At 53.8% G+C, this 15,719-nt stretch carries 19 protein-coding genes; 10 read left to right on the top strand and 9 right to left on the bottom strand.

From position 1 onward, the window contains the following. Nucleotides 1–115: 115 nt before the first annotated feature. The 3 genes from msrA (at nucleotide 116) to WLO31_RS18215 (ending at nucleotide 2,625) form a co-directional block, all read left to right on the top strand. The gene (msrA, locus tag WLO31_RS18205; RefSeq protein ID WP_435928016.1) at nucleotides 116–754 is read left to right on the top strand and encodes a peptide-methionine (S)-S-oxide reductase MsrA; all 639 of its coding nucleotides are present in this window, start codon (nucleotides 116–118) and stop codon (nucleotides 752–754) included. A gap of 101 nt (nucleotides 755–855) precedes the next feature. Then, entirely contained in the window at nucleotides 856–1,119 is a 264-nt protein-coding gene (locus tag WLO31_RS18210) for a type II toxin-antitoxin system ParD family antitoxin (protein WP_435928017.1), read from the top strand. A 168-nt stretch (nucleotides 1,120–1,287) separates the two neighbouring features. Continuing rightward, nucleotides 1,288–2,625 carry a hemolysin family protein gene (locus tag WLO31_RS18215; protein WP_435928019.1) on the top strand — a complete coding sequence of 446 codons (1,338 nt, stop codon included), beginning with the start codon at nucleotides 1,288–1,290 and terminating at the stop codon, nucleotides 2,623–2,625. 78 nt (nucleotides 2,626–2,703) lie between these two features. Here WLO31_RS18215 and WLO31_RS18220 read toward each other — a convergent pair whose 3' ends face one another. Next, nucleotides 2,704–2,910, bottom strand: a complete 207-nt coding sequence (locus tag WLO31_RS18220; RefSeq protein ID WP_121266826.1) for a DUF1107 domain-containing protein — start codon at nucleotides 2,908–2,910, stop codon at nucleotides 2,704–2,706. Nucleotides 2,911–3,248: 338 nt separating this feature from the next. Between WLO31_RS18220 and WLO31_RS18225 the strand changes: the two genes are divergently transcribed. Beyond that, a complete protein-coding gene (locus WLO31_RS18225) occupies nucleotides 3,249–3,806 on the top strand; it encodes a YtfJ family protein (protein WP_435928020.1) in 558 nt (185 codons plus the stop codon). Here the strand turns inward: WLO31_RS18225 and cysQ are convergent. Beyond that, the gene (gene cysQ, locus WLO31_RS18230; protein WP_435928021.1) at nucleotides 3,796–4,542 is read right to left on the bottom strand and encodes a 3'(2'),5'-bisphosphate nucleotidase CysQ; all 747 of its coding nucleotides are present in this window, start codon (nucleotides 4,540–4,542) and stop codon (nucleotides 3,796–3,798) included. The two genes, WLO31_RS18225 and cysQ, sit on opposite strands and share 11 nt — an antisense overlap. 203 nt (nucleotides 4,543–4,745) lie before the next feature. On the opposite strand from cysQ, the gene WLO31_RS18235 reads away from it, so the two are divergent. Continuing rightward, on the top strand, nucleotides 4,746–6,677 hold the full coding sequence (locus WLO31_RS18235) for a bifunctional 2',3'-cyclic-nucleotide 2'-phosphodiesterase/3'-nucleotidase (protein ID WP_435928022.1): 1,932 nt from the start codon (nucleotides 4,746–4,748) through the stop codon (nucleotides 6,675–6,677). A gap of 4 nt (nucleotides 6,678–6,681) precedes the next feature. Here the strand turns inward: WLO31_RS18235 and WLO31_RS18240 are convergent, their stop codons facing one another. Further along, nucleotides 6,682–7,074, bottom strand: coding sequence for a winged helix-turn-helix transcriptional regulator (locus WLO31_RS18240; protein ID WP_435928024.1), 393 nt, complete (start codon nucleotides 7,072–7,074; stop codon nucleotides 6,682–6,684). Nucleotides 7,075–7,164: 90 nt separating this feature from the next. On the opposite strand from WLO31_RS18240, the gene WLO31_RS18245 reads away from it, so the two are divergent. The 4 genes from WLO31_RS18245 to ytfE all read left to right on the top strand — a co-directional run bounded on the left by WLO31_RS18245 (nucleotide 7,165) and on the right by ytfE (nucleotide 10,703). Further along, nucleotides 7,165–8,013, top strand: a complete 849-nt coding sequence (locus WLO31_RS18245; RefSeq protein ID WP_435928026.1) for an SDR family oxidoreductase — start codon at nucleotides 7,165–7,167, stop codon at nucleotides 8,011–8,013. Between the two features lie 66 nt (nucleotides 8,014–8,079). Beyond that, a complete protein-coding gene (locus WLO31_RS18250; protein ID WP_435928027.1) occupies nucleotides 8,080–8,904 on the top strand; it encodes an AraC family ligand binding domain-containing protein in 825 nt (274 codons plus the stop codon). A 77-nt stretch (nucleotides 8,905–8,981) separates the two neighbouring features. Further along, nucleotides 8,982–9,956 carry a DMT family transporter gene (locus WLO31_RS18255; protein WP_435928028.1) on the top strand — a complete coding sequence of 325 codons (975 nt, stop codon included), beginning with the start codon at nucleotides 8,982–8,984 and terminating at the stop codon, nucleotides 9,954–9,956. 84 nt (nucleotides 9,957–10,040) lie between these two features. Then, a complete protein-coding gene (ytfE, locus tag WLO31_RS18260) occupies nucleotides 10,041–10,703 on the top strand; it encodes an iron-sulfur cluster repair protein YtfE (RefSeq protein ID WP_435928029.1) in 663 nt (220 codons plus the stop codon). A 48-nt stretch (nucleotides 10,704–10,751) separates the two neighbouring features. Here the strand turns inward: ytfE and cycA are convergent, their stop codons facing one another. Further along, nucleotides 10,752–12,164, bottom strand: a complete 1,413-nt coding sequence (cycA, locus tag WLO31_RS18265) for a D-serine/D-alanine/glycine transporter (RefSeq protein ID WP_435928030.1) — start codon at nucleotides 12,162–12,164, stop codon at nucleotides 10,752–10,754. A gap of 435 nt (nucleotides 12,165–12,599) precedes the next feature. Beyond that, nucleotides 12,600–13,220 (bottom strand): FKBP-type peptidyl-prolyl cis-trans isomerase, encoded by a 621-nt coding sequence (gene fklB, locus WLO31_RS18270; RefSeq protein WP_435928031.1) that lies wholly within the window; start codon nucleotides 13,218–13,220, stop codon nucleotides 12,600–12,602. Between the two features lie 237 nt (nucleotides 13,221–13,457). Here fklB and WLO31_RS18275 point away from each other — a divergent pair, with 237 nt between their 5' ends. Beyond that, nucleotides 13,458–14,057 (top strand): OapA family protein, encoded by a 600-nt coding sequence (locus WLO31_RS18275; protein ID WP_435928032.1) that lies wholly within the window; start codon nucleotides 13,458–13,460, stop codon nucleotides 14,055–14,057. Between the two features lie 68 nt (nucleotides 14,058–14,125). On the opposite strand, the gene rplI is transcribed toward WLO31_RS18275, so the two are convergent. From rplI to rpsF, 4 genes are read right to left on the bottom strand one after another with little or no spacing between them, the layout of a single operon-like run. After that, the gene (gene rplI / locus WLO31_RS18280) at nucleotides 14,126–14,578 is read right to left on the bottom strand and encodes a 50S ribosomal protein L9 (protein WP_435928033.1); all 453 of its coding nucleotides are present in this window, start codon (nucleotides 14,576–14,578) and stop codon (nucleotides 14,126–14,128) included. 41 nt (nucleotides 14,579–14,619) lie between these two features. Further along, nucleotides 14,620–14,847, bottom strand: a complete 228-nt coding sequence (gene rpsR / locus WLO31_RS18285; RefSeq protein ID WP_000135199.1) for a 30S ribosomal protein S18 — start codon at nucleotides 14,845–14,847, stop codon at nucleotides 14,620–14,622. A gap of 4 nt (nucleotides 14,848–14,851) precedes the next feature. Then, nucleotides 14,852–15,169, bottom strand: a complete 318-nt coding sequence (priB, locus tag WLO31_RS18290; RefSeq protein ID WP_435928034.1) for a primosomal replication protein N — start codon at nucleotides 15,167–15,169, stop codon at nucleotides 14,852–14,854. A gap of 6 nt (nucleotides 15,170–15,175) precedes the next feature. After that, nucleotides 15,176–15,571 carry a 30S ribosomal protein S6 gene (gene rpsF, locus WLO31_RS18295; RefSeq protein ID WP_121266840.1) on the bottom strand — a complete coding sequence of 132 codons (396 nt, stop codon included), beginning with the start codon at nucleotides 15,569–15,571 and terminating at the stop codon, nucleotides 15,176–15,178. Between the last annotated feature and the right edge of the window lie 148 nt (nucleotides 15,572–15,719).

Below are 15,719 nucleotides of genomic sequence, written 5' to 3' on the forward strand. Positions count from 1 at the left end.
ATTCTTCTATGTACTGTAGTCTCATAAAGCGTGGTTATTGTCTGCAATTACACGCCTCGTTACAACCGCCCGACGGTTGTCGCCTCTTTTGCCGATATCGGGAGATTAAAAACCGATGAAATTATTTGAGAAAACCCATCCCGTTGCGCAGTCCGAAGCCTTACCAGGCCGCAACACCCCGATGCCGGTTGCCACCCTGCACGCCGTTAACGAACATTCCATGACCAATGTACCAGATGGCATGGAAATCGCTTATTTTGCGATGGGCTGTTTCTGGGGCGTTGAACGTTTGTTCTGGCGAATTCCCGGCGTCTACAGCACCGCCGCGGGTTACACTGGCGGCTACACGCCGAATCCTACCTATCGGGAAGTGTGCACGGGCCAGACCGGCCATACCGAAGCGGTGCGCGTGGTTTACAACCCGAAAGTAGTAAGCTACGAGCAGCTTCTGCAGGTGTTCTGGGAAAATCACGACCCGGCTCAGGGCATGCGCCAGGGCGGCGACGTGGGCACACAGTATCGCTCCGGCATTTATCCTCTGACCCCGGAACAAGACGAAGCGGCACGTGCCAGCCTGCAGCGCTTCCAGGATGCCATGGCGCTGGCCGGCGATAAACGCCAGGTCACCACCGAAATCGCCAACGCCGGGCCGTTCTACTACGCCGAGGACGATCATCAGCAGTATCTGCATAAAAATCCGTACGGCTACTGCGCTATCGGCGGGATTGGGGTTTGCCTGCCGCCGCAGGGTTAATTTGTTGTGGCGGATGGCGCAGGCTTATCCGCCCTGCTGGCAAACTGAGGGCCCTCTTTTTATAATTCACGTAAGAATAAATCTTACAAAGTGAAGATCTTATGGCCAGAACAATGACGGTAGATCCTGGCGATGAGCTAAGAGAATTTATTGATTCGCTTGTTTCTTCAGGAGATTACCGGACCCAAAGCGAAGTTTTACGGGATGCGTTAAGGCTGCTCCGTGAGAAGCAAGCTACGTCGAAGTTACAGCAGTTACGCAACCTGATTGCTGAAGGCGTAGATAGCGGCGTTGCGCAAACCTGGGAAAAAGATGCTTTTCTACAACGGATGAAAGAAAAGGCGAAATCAAAGGAAGCTAAGTAGCGCTATAAAGGCCAATTTTTGCCCTCTGGCAGCCCATCCCGCCCTTAAGCTATACTACGCGTTGAAATTGCAGGCTTGCTTACGAAAGCAGCCCGCATTTTTTATGTATGACCCCATGAATTTTCAACTTTCCCTTCCGAGGATCTGGTCTCAAAGGCCGGATAAATTATGTTAAACAGTATTTTAGTGATACTTCTTCTTATCTCCGTCAGTGCGTTCTTTTCTATTTCCGAGATCTCGCTGGCCGCTTCCCGCAAAATCAAACTCAAGCTGCTGGCCGATGAGGGCAACGTTAACGCGCAACGCGTGCTGCATATGCAGGAAAGTCCCGGCATGTTCTTTACCGTAGTGCAGATTGGCCTGAATGCGGTTGCGATTCTGGGCGGTATTGTCGGTGACGCGGCATTTTCCCCGGCGTTTAAAAATATTCTGCAGCGATTCTTCTCGCCGGAAATGGCCGACCAGCTTAGTTTTATTATCTCTTTTACCCTTGTTACCAGCCTGTTCATCCTGTTTGCCGACCTCACCCCGAAACGCATCGGTATGATTTCGCCTGAATCTGTTGCTTTGCGAATCATCAACCCGATGCGCTTCTGCCTGTTTATCTTCCGTCCGCTGGTGTGGTGCTTCAACGGCCTGGCAAACGTCATTTTCCGCATTTTCAAACTGCCGATGGTGCGTAACGACGACATCACCTCCGACGATGTCTACGCGGTATTTGAAGCCGGTGCGCTGGCAGGCGTGCTGCGCAAGCAGGAGCACGAGCTGATTGAAAACGTGTTTGAGCTGGAATCCCGTACCGTGCCGTCGTCCATGACCTCGCGCGAGAACATTATCTGGTTCGATCTGCACGAAGAAGAGCAGAGCCTGAAGAACAAAATCGCCGAACATCCGCATTCCAAATTTCTGGTGTGTAACGGGGATATCGACCATATCGTCGGCTACGTGGATTCTAAAGAGCTGCTGAACCGCGTGCTGGGCAACCAAAGCATGGCGCTGAACAGCGGCGTACACCTGCGCAATACGCTGATTGTGCCGGATACGCTGACCCTTTCCGAAGCGCTGGAAAGCTTCAAAACGGCGGGCGAAGACTTTGCGGTGATCATGAACGAATACGCGCTGGTGGTCGGCATTATTACGCTGAACGACGTTATGACCACGCTAATGGGCGACCTTGTGGGCCAGGGCATGGAAGAGCAGATCGTCGCGCGTGACGAGAACTCATGGCTGGTTGAAGGCGGTACGCCGATTGACGACGTGATGCGCGTGCTGGATATCGACGAATTCCCGCAGTCCGGCAACTACGAAACCATCGGCGGCTTTATGATGTTTATGCTGCGTAAAATCCCGAAGCGCACCGATTCGGTGAAGTTCTCCGGCTATAAGTTTGAGGTGGTGGATATTGATAACTACCGTATCGATCAGCTGCTGGTGACGCGTATCGACAATAAGCCGAACCCGCTGGCGCCGAAGCTGCCGGATGCGGAAGAGCAGAACGTGGCGTAAGGCAGGCGCCCACAAACGACAAAAACATCAACGGCACCCTCAGGTGCCGTTTTTTTTACTTTATACTGCTGCGTGGCTTTACGCCATTTCCGCCTGCATACGTAGAACCTGGCGGTTTACTTCAGACATAACAGATAGATGTTGCTTATCTTTCACTTTTGGGATAAGGATTTTACCCTTATCAAATTCAAAAGCGCCAACGTCCTTGATGTACAACCGTCCACGGAACAGGATTTTCACGTACTTCGCCACCTGAAGCGGGTTGTAACGTTGGAAAATTTTCATTCTTTTTTCTCTCCTGCAGTGTTAACGCCCCTGCGGTTCCACATTTGGTCCGACAAAACGAGGCGAAAAAATTTGGTGCCCGAAAACTATAGTCCATATACAAACTGACACCTAGTTTGCATAAGCTTATTTACCGTTTGATGACAATTTCTCAGAATATTCTTTTCAAATGTTAATAAAAATTAGTTTAAGCCTTCAAAAAACGAGGATATGTGCGTTCGCCCGCAAACTGGCACTCAAGTTGCGGGACAGATGCGGATTTCGCATTTATGCTTAAAATATCGGGGCCAGCTGGTCCGATCACCTGCAAATATTCTGTATAAAACAAGGAGTCAACCATGACCCTGCGAGCTACGCTTGCGCTTACCGCCCTGCTGCTGCCTTTGCTGGCTTCAGCGCATAATTTTGAGAAGAATCAACGTGTCGCTCCGCTTGGCATTGCCGACAAGGGCGAGCTGATTCTTGCTAACGATAAGTTTAGCTATAAAAACTGGAATAGCTCGCAGCTTGCTGGAAAAGTGCGAGTGCTGCAGCATATTGCCGGGCGCTCCAGCGCTAAGGAGAAAAATGCCGGGCTGATAGAAGCCATCAAAGCCGCGAAGTTTCCGCACGATCGCTACCAGACGACGACTATCGTCAATACTGATGACGCCATCGTCGGTACCGGCATGTTTGTGCGCAGCAGTATTGAAAGCAATAAAAAACAGTATCCATGGTCACAGTTTGTGGTGGACAGCAACGGCGTGGCGAAGAAAGGCTGGCAGCTGGAGGACGGCGGTTCGGCAATTGTGGTGCTGGATAAAAACGGACGTATTCAGTACGCCAAAGATGGTTCGCTGACGCAGGCAGAGGTGCAGCAGGTCATGAACCTGCTGCAGAAACTGCTCAGTAAATAGAGACCCGGAAGCCGGGATTCAAGAAGGACTCGCGCGGGGTATAGTCGAGCGGCTTGCCCTGCCAGTCATGGACATGCGCCCCGGCAGCCACCGCAACGGCATGGCCTGCCGCCGTATCCCAGATATTAGTTGGCCCGAAACGCGGATAAAGCTGCGCCTGCCCGTCTGCCACCAGGCAGAATTTCAGTGAAGAGCCGATAGCGGTAGTCTGATGTTCGCCCATCTGCTGCAGATACTCTTTCAGTTCACCGTCGCTGCTGGCATGGGAGCGGCTGACCACCACCAGCGGAGGGCGCGCATCACGCACGTGAATCTGGTTTCGTACGCCGCACTCTTCCTTCCAGGCTTTACCTTCGGCTGCGCTGTACATAATCTTCAGTACCGGCGCATAAACCACGCCCAGCACGGCTTTGCCTTTCTCAATCAGCGCAATGTTAACGGTGAATTCGCCGTTACGTTTGAGAAACTCTTTCGTGCCGTCCAGCGGATCCACCAGCCAGTAACGATCCCATCCCTGACGGATTTCCCAGCTCTGGGGATCTTCTTCCGACAGCACGGGGATCTCCGGCGTTAAAGTCTGTAGCCCGTTGATGATGATGGTATGGGCTGCAATATCCGCTGCGGTCACCGGCGAGTCATCCAGTTTTTGGGTCGCCTCCAGCGGCTTCTCCCCTTCGTAAACCTGCATGATGGCGGCTCCCGCCTCCCGCGCCAGTTGGCAAATTTGCTCTAACATTCTCCACCTCGTAGTTTGTCGCCGCACGCTGCATCGCGCAAATAACCTGTTGTTTTACTTATATCTCATTGCGTCATGATGCGCTATCTGTGAAGCGATTCAGGTTTCATCGCCCTGATTTCTGGCAGACTTCACAGTTTTGTAAGCAACAAACTGTAAATTCACAGCCTTTTGTGGCGTACCTCGAAAAAAGGACCTTGATCATGATTAAGTTTAGCGTAAGCCTGCTTGCCACGCTGATCGCAGCCAGCGTCAACGCGGCCACGGTCGATCTGCGTATCCTCGAAACTACCGATCTGCACAGCAATATGATGGATTTCGACTACTACAAAGATACGCCGACCGAGAAATTCGGTCTGGTACGTACAGCGAGCCTGATTAATGCCGCACGCGGTGAAGCCGTAAACAGCGTGCTGGTCGATAACGGCGATCTGATCCAGGGCAGCCCTCTAGGCGATTACATGGCGGCAAAGGGGCTGAAAGAAGGCGAAATCCATCCGGTCTATAAAGCGCTTAACACGCTGGATTATGCGGTAGGAAACCTGGGCAACCACGAGTTTAACTATGGCCTGGAATACCTGCACAAGGCGCTGGCCGGGGCTAAGTTCCCCTACGTTAACGCCAATATCATCGATGCGAAAACGAACAAGCCCCTGTTTACGCCTTACCTTATCAAAGCGACCGAAGTCAAAGATAAAGACGGTAAAACGCAGACTTTGCGCATCGGCTATATCGGCTTTGTACCGCCGCAGATTATGACGTGGGATAAAGCCAACCTGAACGGCAAGGTGACGGTGCAGGACATCACCGAAACCGCAAAACACTACGTGCCGGAGATGCGAAAACAGGGCGCGGATTTAGTGGTAATAGTTGCTCACTCCGGCCTCTCCAGCGATCCGTATCATGCTATGGCCGAAAACTCCGTTTATTACCTCAGTGAAGTGCCGGGCGTCGACGCCATCCTGTTTGGACACGCTCACGCCGTGTTCCCGGGTAAAGATTTCGCTGGCATCAAAGGCGCTGATATCGAAAAGGGCACGCTTAACGGCATCCCCGCCGTGATGCCGGGAATGTGGGGCGATCATCTTGGCGTGGTGGATCTGGTGCTGAATAACGACGACGGCGCGTGGAAAGTCACCGCCAGCAAAGCGGAGGCTCGCCCAATCTACGACAACGTAGCGAAAAAATCGCTGGCTGCGGAAGACAAAAAGCTGGTGAAAGTACTCGAGCACGATCACAACGGCACGCGCGAATTTGTAAGCAAGCCGATCGGCAAATCCGCCGACAACATGTACAGCTATCTGGCGCTGGTGCAGGACGACCCAACGGTACAGGTGGTCAATAACGCCCAGCGGGCTTACGTCGAGAAATTCATTCAGGGCGATCCCGATCTGGCCAGCCTGCCCGTCCTCTCTGCCGCCGCGCCGTTCAAGGTTGGCGGACGCAAAAACGATCCGGCCAGTTTTGTCGAGGTCGAAAAAGGCCAGCTCACCTTCCGCAACGCCGCTGATTTGTACCTTTATCCAAACACGCTGGTCGTAGTGAAAGCGAGCGGTAAAGAGGTTAAAGAGTGGCTGGAGTGTTCCGCCGGGCAGTTTAATCAGATTGACGTCAACAGCGGCAAGCCGCAGTCGCTTATCAACTGGGACGGCTTCCGCACCTATAACTTTGACGTCATCGACGGCGTGGATTATCAGATTGATGTATCGCAACCGGCGCGTTATGACGGCGAATGCCAGATGGTGAACCCAAAAGCCGAGCGCATTAAAGGGCTGACGTTTAAAGGAAAACCAATAGATCCAGACGCCACTTTCCTGGTTGCGACCAATAACTACCGCGCATACGGCGGTAAATTTGCCGGTACCGGCGACAGCCATATCGCCTTTGCTTCACCAGATGAAAACCGCTCGGTGCTGGCAAACTGGATAAGCGCGCAGAAAGAGATTCAGCCGGCGGCGGATAACAACTGGCGCCTTGCGCCAGTCCAAAGCAGGCAGAAGCTGGATATCCGCTTTGAAACCTCGCCCGGCGAGAAAGCCGCGGCGTTTATCAAAGAAAAAGCGCAGTACCCGATGCAAAACGTCGGCACCGACGATATTGGCTTTGCCCTTTATCAGCTTGATTTGAGTAAATAAGCTATCAGGCGTCCCGGTCGCGGGACGCCATTACCTGCGGCAAATTCTCTTCTATCCAGTCGGCCAGCGCGGCGACCTTCTCTGCAACCTCATGCCCCAGCGGCGTCAGGCTGTATTCCACATGCGGCGGGACGACAGGGTAAGATGTGCGATTCACAAAACCGTCCGCCTCCAGCCACTGCAGCGTTTGCGCGAGCATTTTTTCACTTACTCCGCCCACTTTACGGCGCAGATCGCTGAAGCGATGCGTCCGCTCCTGCAGCGCCACCAGAATCAGCACGCCCCAGCGGCTGGTGACGTGTTTTAGCACATCCCGCGACGGGCACTTCTCCGCAAACAGGTTGCCGCTGCGCATCTGCTCGGTTAGCGTCAGCGCGCTTTCCAGGGTTTCACTCATTTCATACTTACCTTTTTGTGCGTACTTACTTAAAGTTAGTAAGGCGTGATAGTGTGACACAACTGTCCCAAAACACTAAGGCGTTTAATCATGATTGCTGTTACCGGTGTGTCCGGCCTGCTGGGCCGTCTTGTTGTGGAAGATTTACTCCAGAACGTTGAAGCTAAAAATCTGCTGGCGATTGTCCGCTCGCCGTCAAAAGTTAGTGACTTCGCCGAGCGCGGCGTACAGGTCCGCGCTGCGGATTACAACGATCAAACCGCCATGCGCCAGGCGCTGGCTGGCGTAGAAAAACTGCTGCTGATCTCTTCAAGCGAAGTGGGCCTGCGTGCCGTACAGCATCGTAACGTTATTGAAGCCGCCAAAGCGGCGGGCGTGAAACTTATCGCTTATACCAGCCTGCTGCATGCGGATACATCGCCGTTGAGCCTGGCGGAAGAGCATATAGCTACGGAAAAAATGCTGAAGGATGCAGGTATTCCTTTCGTACTGCTGCGCAACGGCTGGTACACCGAGAACTATATCGCCAGCGTGCCGTCAGCCCTGCAGCACGGGGTATTTATTGGCAGCGCCGGAGAGGGCAAAATCGCCTCTGCTTCCCGTGCTGATTACGCGGCCGCTGCGGCCAAAGTCATGACGCTTGATAATCAGGCTGGCAAAGTTTACGAGCTGGCGGGCGATCGCGGCTGGACGCTGGCGGAGCTGGCGGCGGAAGTCAGCAAACAAAGCGGGAAAAACGTAGCGTATCAAAACCTTGCCGAGGCCGATTTTAAGGCCGCTTTGCTGGGGGCCGGTTTGCCGGAAGGCCTGGCGGCGATGCTTGCGAACTCTGATATCGGCGCCTCCAGAGGCGGCCTGTTCGATGACGGCCGCCAGCTCAGCCAGCTTATTGGTCGCCCGACCACCACGCTTGCAGAGAGCGTGCGCATCGCGCTGTAATTTGTTACCTATCCGTTAAAGGCGAGCATCCCTATACTAATGGGATGTTCGTACGGAGGGGTTAACGTGCAGGGCGTTCCTGAGCAATTTACCGATGAAAAAGATTGCGCCCAGTTCCGGCATCTGCCGCAGCTGCCCGGCGTGGAGCTTTACCATGCCCATATTTCACGCTATGCCTTTGAACCTCATACGCATGAAGCCTTCGGTATCGGCACCGTAACATGGGGCGCTGAACGTTTCCGCTATCGTGGCGCGCAGTATGTCGCCGCTCCGGGTTCGCTGGTATTGATGAATCCCGACGAACTGCATACCGGAGAAGCAGCTACCGTCGACGGCTGGCAGTACCGCATGATTTATATCGAACCTGAAACGCTCGAAGCGGTAACCGGTGAGCGCAGCTGGTGGTTTAGCGAGGCGCTGAATCACGATCCGCTGCGTTCACGTCAGATTTCCCAACTGATTAACGGCTTGTGGCGCGCGGAGGATTCGCTCGCTCAGCAGGGTTTGCTGCTCAGCCTCATCGACACGTTTCGGCCTTACGCACAGCATCAACCTTCCGGGACGCAGGAAGCAGCGCATCGCTTTGAACGGATACGCGAGTATTTACATGCAAACTATATGCATGCGGTGACGCTTGATGAGCTGGCGGCCGTAGCATCGCTCAGCCCATACCACTTCCAGCGCCGGTTCAAAGCGCATTTCCACGTTACGCCACATCAGATGCTGATGGCCATTCGTCTGTGGTACGCCAAGCAGTTCCTGACCCACGGCATGCCCGCCGCGCAGGTGGCGGTGATGAGCGGCATGACCGATCAGGCGCATCTGACCCGCGCTTTCGCCCGGCGCTATGGTATTACCCCCGTCCGCTATCAGAAACAGGTCAGCCGTTAGCTAAACCGCAAGCTGGTACAATACTCACCGCGTTCCTTCCCTTACGCTTCACGCAAAGAACTAACCGGATGGTAAAGATGTTAACTGGCGTGTTGTATGCCCTGCTGGCGGGGCTGATGTGGGGACTGATTTTCGTGGGCCCGGTTATCGTGCCGGATTATCCCGCGGCGTTACAGTCCACCGGGCGTTATCTGGCGCTTGGTCTGATTGCGATCCCGCTGGCCTGGGCCGGGCGGCAGCGCCTGCGTCAGCTTAGCGGCCGGGACTGGTTCACGGCGCTCAAGCTTTCAACCGTCGGAAACCTGATCTATTACGTTTGCCTTGCAGGCGCAATTCAGCGTACCGGCGCCCCTGTCTCGACGATGATTATCGGCACGCTGCCGGTTGTGATCCCCGTTTTTGCCAATCTGCTTTACAGCAAGCGCGACGGTAAGCTGCCGTGGCGCCGCCTGGCTCCTGCGCTGGCGATCATCGCCATTGGGCTGGTGATGGTAAATGCCGCTGAATTACGCAGCGCTCAGTTTGGCTTTAGCTGGTGGCGCTATGCAGGCGGCATCTGTCTGGCTTTTGTTTCGGTTGCCTGCTGGGCATGGTATGCGCTAAGAAATGCGCGCTGGCTGCGCGAGAATCCGGATAAAAATCCAATGATGTGGGCCACCGCTCAGGGGCTTTCGACACTGCCTTTCTCATTGCTGGGATATGTCGCCGTATGCTTATTTATGGCGCAAAGCGACGCAAATTTCGCGCTGCCTTTCGGGCCGCGGCCTGAAGTGTTCGTTACGCTGATGTTTGCCATCGCCCTGCTGTGTTCATGGCTGGGAAATCTCTGCTGGAATATCGCCTGCCAGCGCCTGCCGACCGTCGTTGTCGGCCCGCTAATCGTCTTTGAAACCCTGGCCGGGCTTGCCTATACCTTTATGCTGCGCCATAACTGGCCGCCGCTTCTGACGCTGCTGGGCATTCTTTGTCTGATCGCCGGCGTTGTGCTGGCGGTGCTGACCAGGCCGCAAAAGCAGGAAGTGACCGAAGTACCAATTTCGCCAGAAAAATAACCTGCTACCTCATAATAGTCATAGCCTTTCCTTAAAGATGTATTTAATATGCATCTTATATTTTCTATGATGAGGTATTCGTTCATGGCCTTCCGCGACCAACCCTTAGGTGAACTGGCTTTAACCATCCCACGCGCTTCTGCGCTGTTCCGTAAACTGGATCTGGATTTCTGCTGTGGCGGCAAACAAACGCTTGAGCGCGCAGCGACCCGCAAAGAGCTGAATCTGGAAGCGATTGAGGCCGAACTGGCCGCGCTTGCTGAGGAACCCGTCGAGAAAGAGTGGCGTACCGCGCCGCTGGCCGAAATCATCGACCACATCATCGTGCGCTACCATGACAGGCACCGCGAGCAGCTGCCGGAGTTAATCCTGCAGGCGACCAAAGTTGAACGTGTACATGCCGATAAACCGAACGTGCCGAAGGGGCTGGCGAAATATCTCACCATGCTGCATCAGGAGCTGAGCAGCCACATGATGAAAGAAGAGCAGATCCTGTTCCCGATGATTAAAAACGGCATGGGTTCACAGGCGATGGGCCCGATTAGCGTAATGGAAAGCGAGCATGATGACGCAGGCGAGCTGCTGGAAGTCATCAAACATACCACCAACAACGTAACGCCGCCGCCGGAAGCCTGCACAACCTGGAAAGCGATGTATAACGGGATTAATGAAATGATTGACGATCTGATGAATCACATTAGCCTGGAAAACAACGTACTCTTCCCGCGGGCTTTAGCCGGGGAGTAATCGCGCTTTTGCTCCTTCTCCGGCGGAGAAGGAGCAAATCAATTTCAGTTACTTCCGCATCGCCGCTACGCGTTTCTTACCGATAAACATCCAGCCCAAACCTAACACCACAAACCACAGCGGCGTAACGATCAGCGCCTGACGGGTATCGTCTTCCAGCGTCAGCAGCACAATCACAAAGACAAAGAACGCCATGCAAACCCAGCACATCAGCTTGCCAAGCGGCATCTTGTAGATTGATTTCTGATGCAGTTCAGGACGCCGTTTGCGGTACACCAGGTACGAGCAAAGGATAATCGTCCAGACAAACATAAAAAGAATCGCCGACACGGTAGTGATCATCGTGAAGGCCGCAACCACGTCCGGATTGACGTAAAGCATTACCACGCCGCCCAGCAGGCAGATGCAGGAGAAGGTCAGCCCCTTCGCCGGCACGGCGCGTTTAGAAAGCTTAGCGAAAGCTTTTGGCGCCACTCCGTCCTGCGCCAGGCCGAACAGCATACGACTGGTTGAAAACACGCCGCTGTTAGCCGAGGAAGCCGCTGAGGTCAGGACCACGAAGTTAATGATGCCCGCTGCGGCAGGCAGACCCGCCAGCACAAAGAGTTCAACGAACGGGCTCTTATCAGCCACTACTGAACCCCATGGCGTGACCGACATAATCACAATCAGCGCAAACACGTAGAACATGATGATACGAATCGGGATCGAGTTAATCGCACGCGGCAGAGATTTTTCCGGGTCTTTCGTTTCCGCCGCCGTTGTCCCTACCAGTTCGATACCCACGAAGGCAAAGACCGCTATCTGGAAGCCGGCAAAGAAGCCGCTCAGGCCTTTCGGGAACCAGCCGCCGTTATTCCACAGGTTATTGAAAGAGGCTTCTACGCCAGTCGGCGACTGGAAGTGGGTCAGCACCATCACCAGGCCGATAATAATCAGGGAAACGATAGCGACGATTTTGATCATCGCGAACCAGAACTCCATTTCGCCGAACATTTTCACGGTAGCGAGGTTGAGGCTCAGCAGCACCACCACCACGGCGAGGGAGGCGACCCAGTCCGACAGGCCGGGGAACCAGAACTGGGCATAGGCGGTTATCGCCACCACATCCGCCATGCCGGTAACCACCCAGCAGAACCAGTAGGTCCAGCCGGTGAAGTAGCCGGCCCAGGGGCCTAACAGATCGGCGGCGAAATCGCTGAACGACTTATATTCAAGATTGGAAAGCAACAGCTCGCCCATGGCGCGCATGACGAAGAACAGCATGAAGCCGATAATCATATAGACGAAGATTATCGACGGACCGGCGAGGCTGATGGTTTTACCCGACCCCATAAACAGGCCGGTGCCGATAGCCCCGCCGATGGCGATAAGCTGGATATGACGGTTTGTTAAATTACGCCGCAGCGATTGCTCAGCCGGAGCCTCGGCCTCGTCTGCAATTTTTATCTGATCTACCATGTTTTATTTTCCTGTACCGGTCTGTTGCGTTCAGGCTCTGCTGGCCTTTAATACGTTATGTTTGATGTGATGCTTTTTCATAAAGCACACTGATACCGGGTAAGAATCGGCGGGTTGAATATTTATGACAAGCAACATGTTAATTTTTTGTTTAATCTGAGTGCGATATCACTCTCACAACGCGAAGTGCATCACAAAAACACCCGGAACGAGGGCGTATGCAAGATAAAATCACGTTTATTTGTTAACAGCCAAATGAAAACCCCGCCGAAGCGGGGCATGTCCAGCTGCATAAATTTTTGTGGATAAAAACGCTGCGCCTGGCGCTGATAACAACGAAGCATTACGCGTTCTGCTTTATCCCAACCATTCGAAACCCACTTTTTGAACGGTCGTCGCTGCGCTAACCCCGCCGAAGCGGGGCCTTTAAATCGCTTACAGAATTTCCAGCAGCTCCACTTCGAAGACCAAAGTGCTGAATGGTGGAATAGAAGCACCAGCGCCGCGCTCGCCGTAGGCCAGGTTTTGCGGAATAGTCAGCTCCCATTTAGAGCCGACCGGCATCAGGGTCAGCGCTTCAATCCAGCCGGCGATAACGCCGTTTACCGGGAACTCGGCCGGTTCGCCACGCTGTACGGAGCTGTCGAAAACGGTGCCGTCGATCAGTTTGCCGGTGTAGTGAACGCGAACATGATCTTTACGCGAAGGAATCGGGCCTGTGCCTTGCGTCAGAACGCGGAACTGCAAACCAGATTCGGTGCTGCTTACGCCCTCTTTCTTGCTATTTTCTTCAAGGAATTTTACGCCCTCAACGGCCATCTCTTTCTGACGCTCCTGACGAACGGCGTCGGCACGTTCGTGCACTTCACGCAGCGCGCGATGGACGACATCAACCGGAACTGCCGGGGCATTCCCTTCCAGCGCATCACGCAGACCTGCAACCAGCGCTTCTGGCAGCAGACCCTGCAGACCAGATTCAAGTAGCTGTTGTCCAACCTGTAAACCAATACCGTAACTTGCTTGCGCTTCTGTGCTGTCAAAAGAAGGGGTTGTCATGAATTTTCCTTTAAGGTGTTTAAAAGCAGGCATGCAGCATAGCAGCGTCATCCGGCAGGGTAAAATGTAAAAGCCCTGAAGGTGACAAATGGAAACGAAACGGGAACAATGGTTGCGCAGAGCGCTAAATTGCGGTTGGGCGTCACGTAAAGCCGGATTGCTCAGGGCATCAAACAGTTAGCGTTCTATAATGGAGGTGGGAAATGTGCAGCGCACATTGTGTGAAGATGAGGAGGGTTGCCGATGCGATTCGCTGTTAAAACCTGGCTGGCGCGGATTTGGCACGCACCCGATCGTTTCCGACTGATGGATCCGCTTCCACTCCTGCACCGTCGGGGCATTATTATCGCCGCTCTTATCATGGTTGTCGGCTTTTTGTGGCCAACTGCCGATGAAAAGCCACGCCCTGTTACGCGGGATGCGCAGCTGTCTGTTGAATCACAGTCGCCGATGCACGCCGAGCTGGTGAATCCTCCGGCCCCTACCGCCCCTGCAACGCCGGTCGCGCCGCCACAGGTTGAAAGCCAACCGCAAACCCAGGCTCCCGTTCCCAACACCAATAACGATATTGAGGGGCAATGGCGCTCTTATCGCGTGGAATCAGGCCAGACGATGGCGCAGCTCTTCCGCGACCATAATCTCCCACCGGCGGACGTCTATGCGATGGCGCAGGTAGAGGGCGACGACAGGCCGCTGAGTGATTTACAGACCGGGCAGATGGTGAAAATTCGTCAGAATGCGAACGGGGTGGTGACGGGCTTAACCATTGATTCGGCCAGCGGCGGGGAGATTTTATTTACTCGCCAGCCTGACGGCAGCTTCCTGCGCGCTCAGTAATTTTAGCGACTCCTGAAATGCAAAACGCCGGCGCGAGGCCGGCATTTTAATGTATGCGTCAGCGTGAATTACGCTTCAGCAACTACGTTTACAGTCAGTTTAGCGAAGACTTCGCTGTGAACCTGGAAGTTCACTTCGTGCTCGCCGGTGGTACGCAGAACGCCGTTCGGTAAACGAACTTCGCTCTTAGCCACGTCAACGCCTGCTGCAGTTACAGCGTCAGCGATGTCGCGAGTACCGATGGAACCGAACAGTTTACCTTCGTCGCCTGCTTTAGACGCGATAGTAACGGTTTCCAGTGCGTTGATCTTCGCAGCGCGATCTTCAGCAGCGGTCAGAACGTCAGCCAGTTTAGCTTCCAGTTCAGCGCGGCGTGTTTCGAAGAACTCAACGTTTTTCTTGGTAGCAGGAACAGCTTTACCCTGTGGTACCAGGAAGTTACGAGCATAGCCCGCTTTAACATTAACCTGATCACCCAGGCTACCCAGGTTTGCTACTTTATCAAGCAGAATAACTTGCATTACCTTATCCTCTCAAAGTCGTATTAATGGACCGTGCCCGCTTACTGATGACGATCAGTGTACGGCAGCAGGGACAGGTAGCGAGCGCGTTTGATAGCGCGAGCCAGCTGACGCTGGTATTTTGCACGGGTACCGGTGATACGGCTTGGGACAATCTTACCGCTTTCGGTGATGTAGTTTTTCAGCGTAGCGATGTCTTTATAGTCAATCTCTTGAACGCCTTCCGCGGTGAAACGGCAGAACTTGCGACGACGGAAATAACGTGCCATTTGGCTAGTCTCCAGAATCTATCAATTCAATCTGCTCGGCATGCAATACCACTTTGTTCAGCCCATTTTTTGCCTGATGGCAAGTGATGAAACCCTGAACCGTAAGTACCGTGCCGACCGTTATACTGTGAGTAATGGCCTGATATGCGTGCCCGCTAATAATAACTGGCATTCTGCACCATGCCTGCCGGTTAAAACCGGCTTCCTCCTGCACAGAACGATGCTCAAGCACGAACTGGCAATGAGGAATTCCTGACGGGCTGACCTTGCGAAGGGGCGTCTTGCACACCGTGCCGGACAACACCAGGCGGTTTGCCGTCATCAGAAATTACTCTTCAGAATCCCCAGCATCTGCATCATCAGCGGTTTCAGAAGCGAAATCATCGCGACGCTCACGGCGTTCGTCTTTCGCTTTAACCATTGGAGATGCTTCGGTAACCGCGTGCTTAACGCGCATAACCATGCTACGGATAACGGCGTCGTTGAAGCGGAAGTTTGTTTCCAGCTCATCAATCACTTCCTGCGGAGCTTCAACGTTCAGCAGAACGTAGTGAGCCTTGTGCAGTTTGTTGATTGGGTAAGCCAGCTGACGGCGGCCCCAGTCTTCCAGACGGTGGATCGTACCTTCTGCTGCAGTGATTGCACCAGTGTAACGTTCGATCATACCCGGAACCTGTTCGCTCTGGTCAGGATGGACCATAAAAACGATTTCGTAATGACGCATCGAATTGCTCCTTACGGATTATTCAGCCTCCTGATAGGGTCAGCCGCGGCCCATGGAGGCAAGGAACGTGTTTGTGTGCGGCTGAAAATTTGACGCGCCATAATACAAGCGGAGCCCCATAAACTCAAGGCTGCGAGCAAATTAATTC

The organism is Dryocola sharpae (genome assembly GCF_051307055.1).
Lineage (GTDB): Bacteria > Pseudomonadota > Gammaproteobacteria > Enterobacterales > Enterobacteriaceae > Dryocola.

What these genes read in the sequence shown, in the direction of transcription:
- WLO31_RS18245 (WP_435928026.1), top strand. Translation starts at nt 7,165, where the DNA reads ATGATTGCTGTTACCGGTGTGTCCGGCCTGCTGGGCCGTCTTGTTGTG.
- cycA (WP_435928030.1), bottom strand. Translation starts at nt 12,164, where the DNA reads ATGGTAGATCAGATAAAAATTGCAGACGAGGCCGAGGCTCCGGCTGAG.
- fklB (WP_435928031.1), bottom strand. Translation starts at nt 13,220, where the DNA reads ATGACAACCCCTTCTTTTGACAGCACAGAAGCGCAAGCAAGTTACGGT.
- WLO31_RS18220 (WP_121266826.1), bottom strand. Translation starts at nt 2,910, where the DNA reads ATGAAAATTTTCCAACGTTACAACCCGCTTCAGGTGGCGAAGTACGTG.
- WLO31_RS18210 (WP_435928017.1), top strand. Translation starts at nt 856, where the DNA reads ATGGCCAGAACAATGACGGTAGATCCTGGCGATGAGCTAAGAGAATTT.
- WLO31_RS18255 (WP_435928028.1), top strand. Translation starts at nt 8,982, where the DNA reads ATGTTAACTGGCGTGTTGTATGCCCTGCTGGCGGGGCTGATGTGGGGA.
- cysQ (WP_435928021.1), bottom strand. Translation starts at nt 4,542, where the DNA reads ATGTTAGAGCAAATTTGCCAACTGGCGCGGGAGGCGGGAGCCGCCATC.
- WLO31_RS18240 (WP_435928024.1), bottom strand. Translation starts at nt 7,074, where the DNA reads ATGAGTGAAACCCTGGAAAGCGCGCTGACGCTAACCGAGCAGATGCGC.
- msrA (WP_435928016.1), top strand. Translation starts at nt 116, where the DNA reads ATGAAATTATTTGAGAAAACCCATCCCGTTGCGCAGTCCGAAGCCTTA.
- WLO31_RS18235 (WP_435928022.1), top strand. Translation starts at nt 4,746, where the DNA reads ATGATTAAGTTTAGCGTAAGCCTGCTTGCCACGCTGATCGCAGCCAGC.
- rpsF (WP_121266840.1), bottom strand. Translation starts at nt 15,571, where the DNA reads ATGCGTCATTACGAAATCGTTTTTATGGTCCATCCTGACCAGAGCGAA.
- rplI (WP_435928033.1), bottom strand. Translation starts at nt 14,578, where the DNA reads ATGCAAGTTATTCTGCTTGATAAAGTAGCAAACCTGGGTAGCCTGGGT.
- ytfE (WP_435928029.1), top strand. Translation starts at nt 10,041, where the DNA reads ATGGCCTTCCGCGACCAACCCTTAGGTGAACTGGCTTTAACCATCCCA.
- priB (WP_435928034.1), bottom strand. Translation starts at nt 15,169, where the DNA reads ATGACGGCAAACCGCCTGGTGTTGTCCGGCACGGTGTGCAAGACGCCC.
- rpsR (WP_000135199.1), bottom strand. Translation starts at nt 14,847, where the DNA reads ATGGCACGTTATTTCCGTCGTCGCAAGTTCTGCCGTTTCACCGCGGAA.
- WLO31_RS18215 (WP_435928019.1), top strand. Translation starts at nt 1,288, where the DNA reads ATGTTAAACAGTATTTTAGTGATACTTCTTCTTATCTCCGTCAGTGCG.
- WLO31_RS18225 (WP_435928020.1), top strand. Translation starts at nt 3,249, where the DNA reads ATGACCCTGCGAGCTACGCTTGCGCTTACCGCCCTGCTGCTGCCTTTG.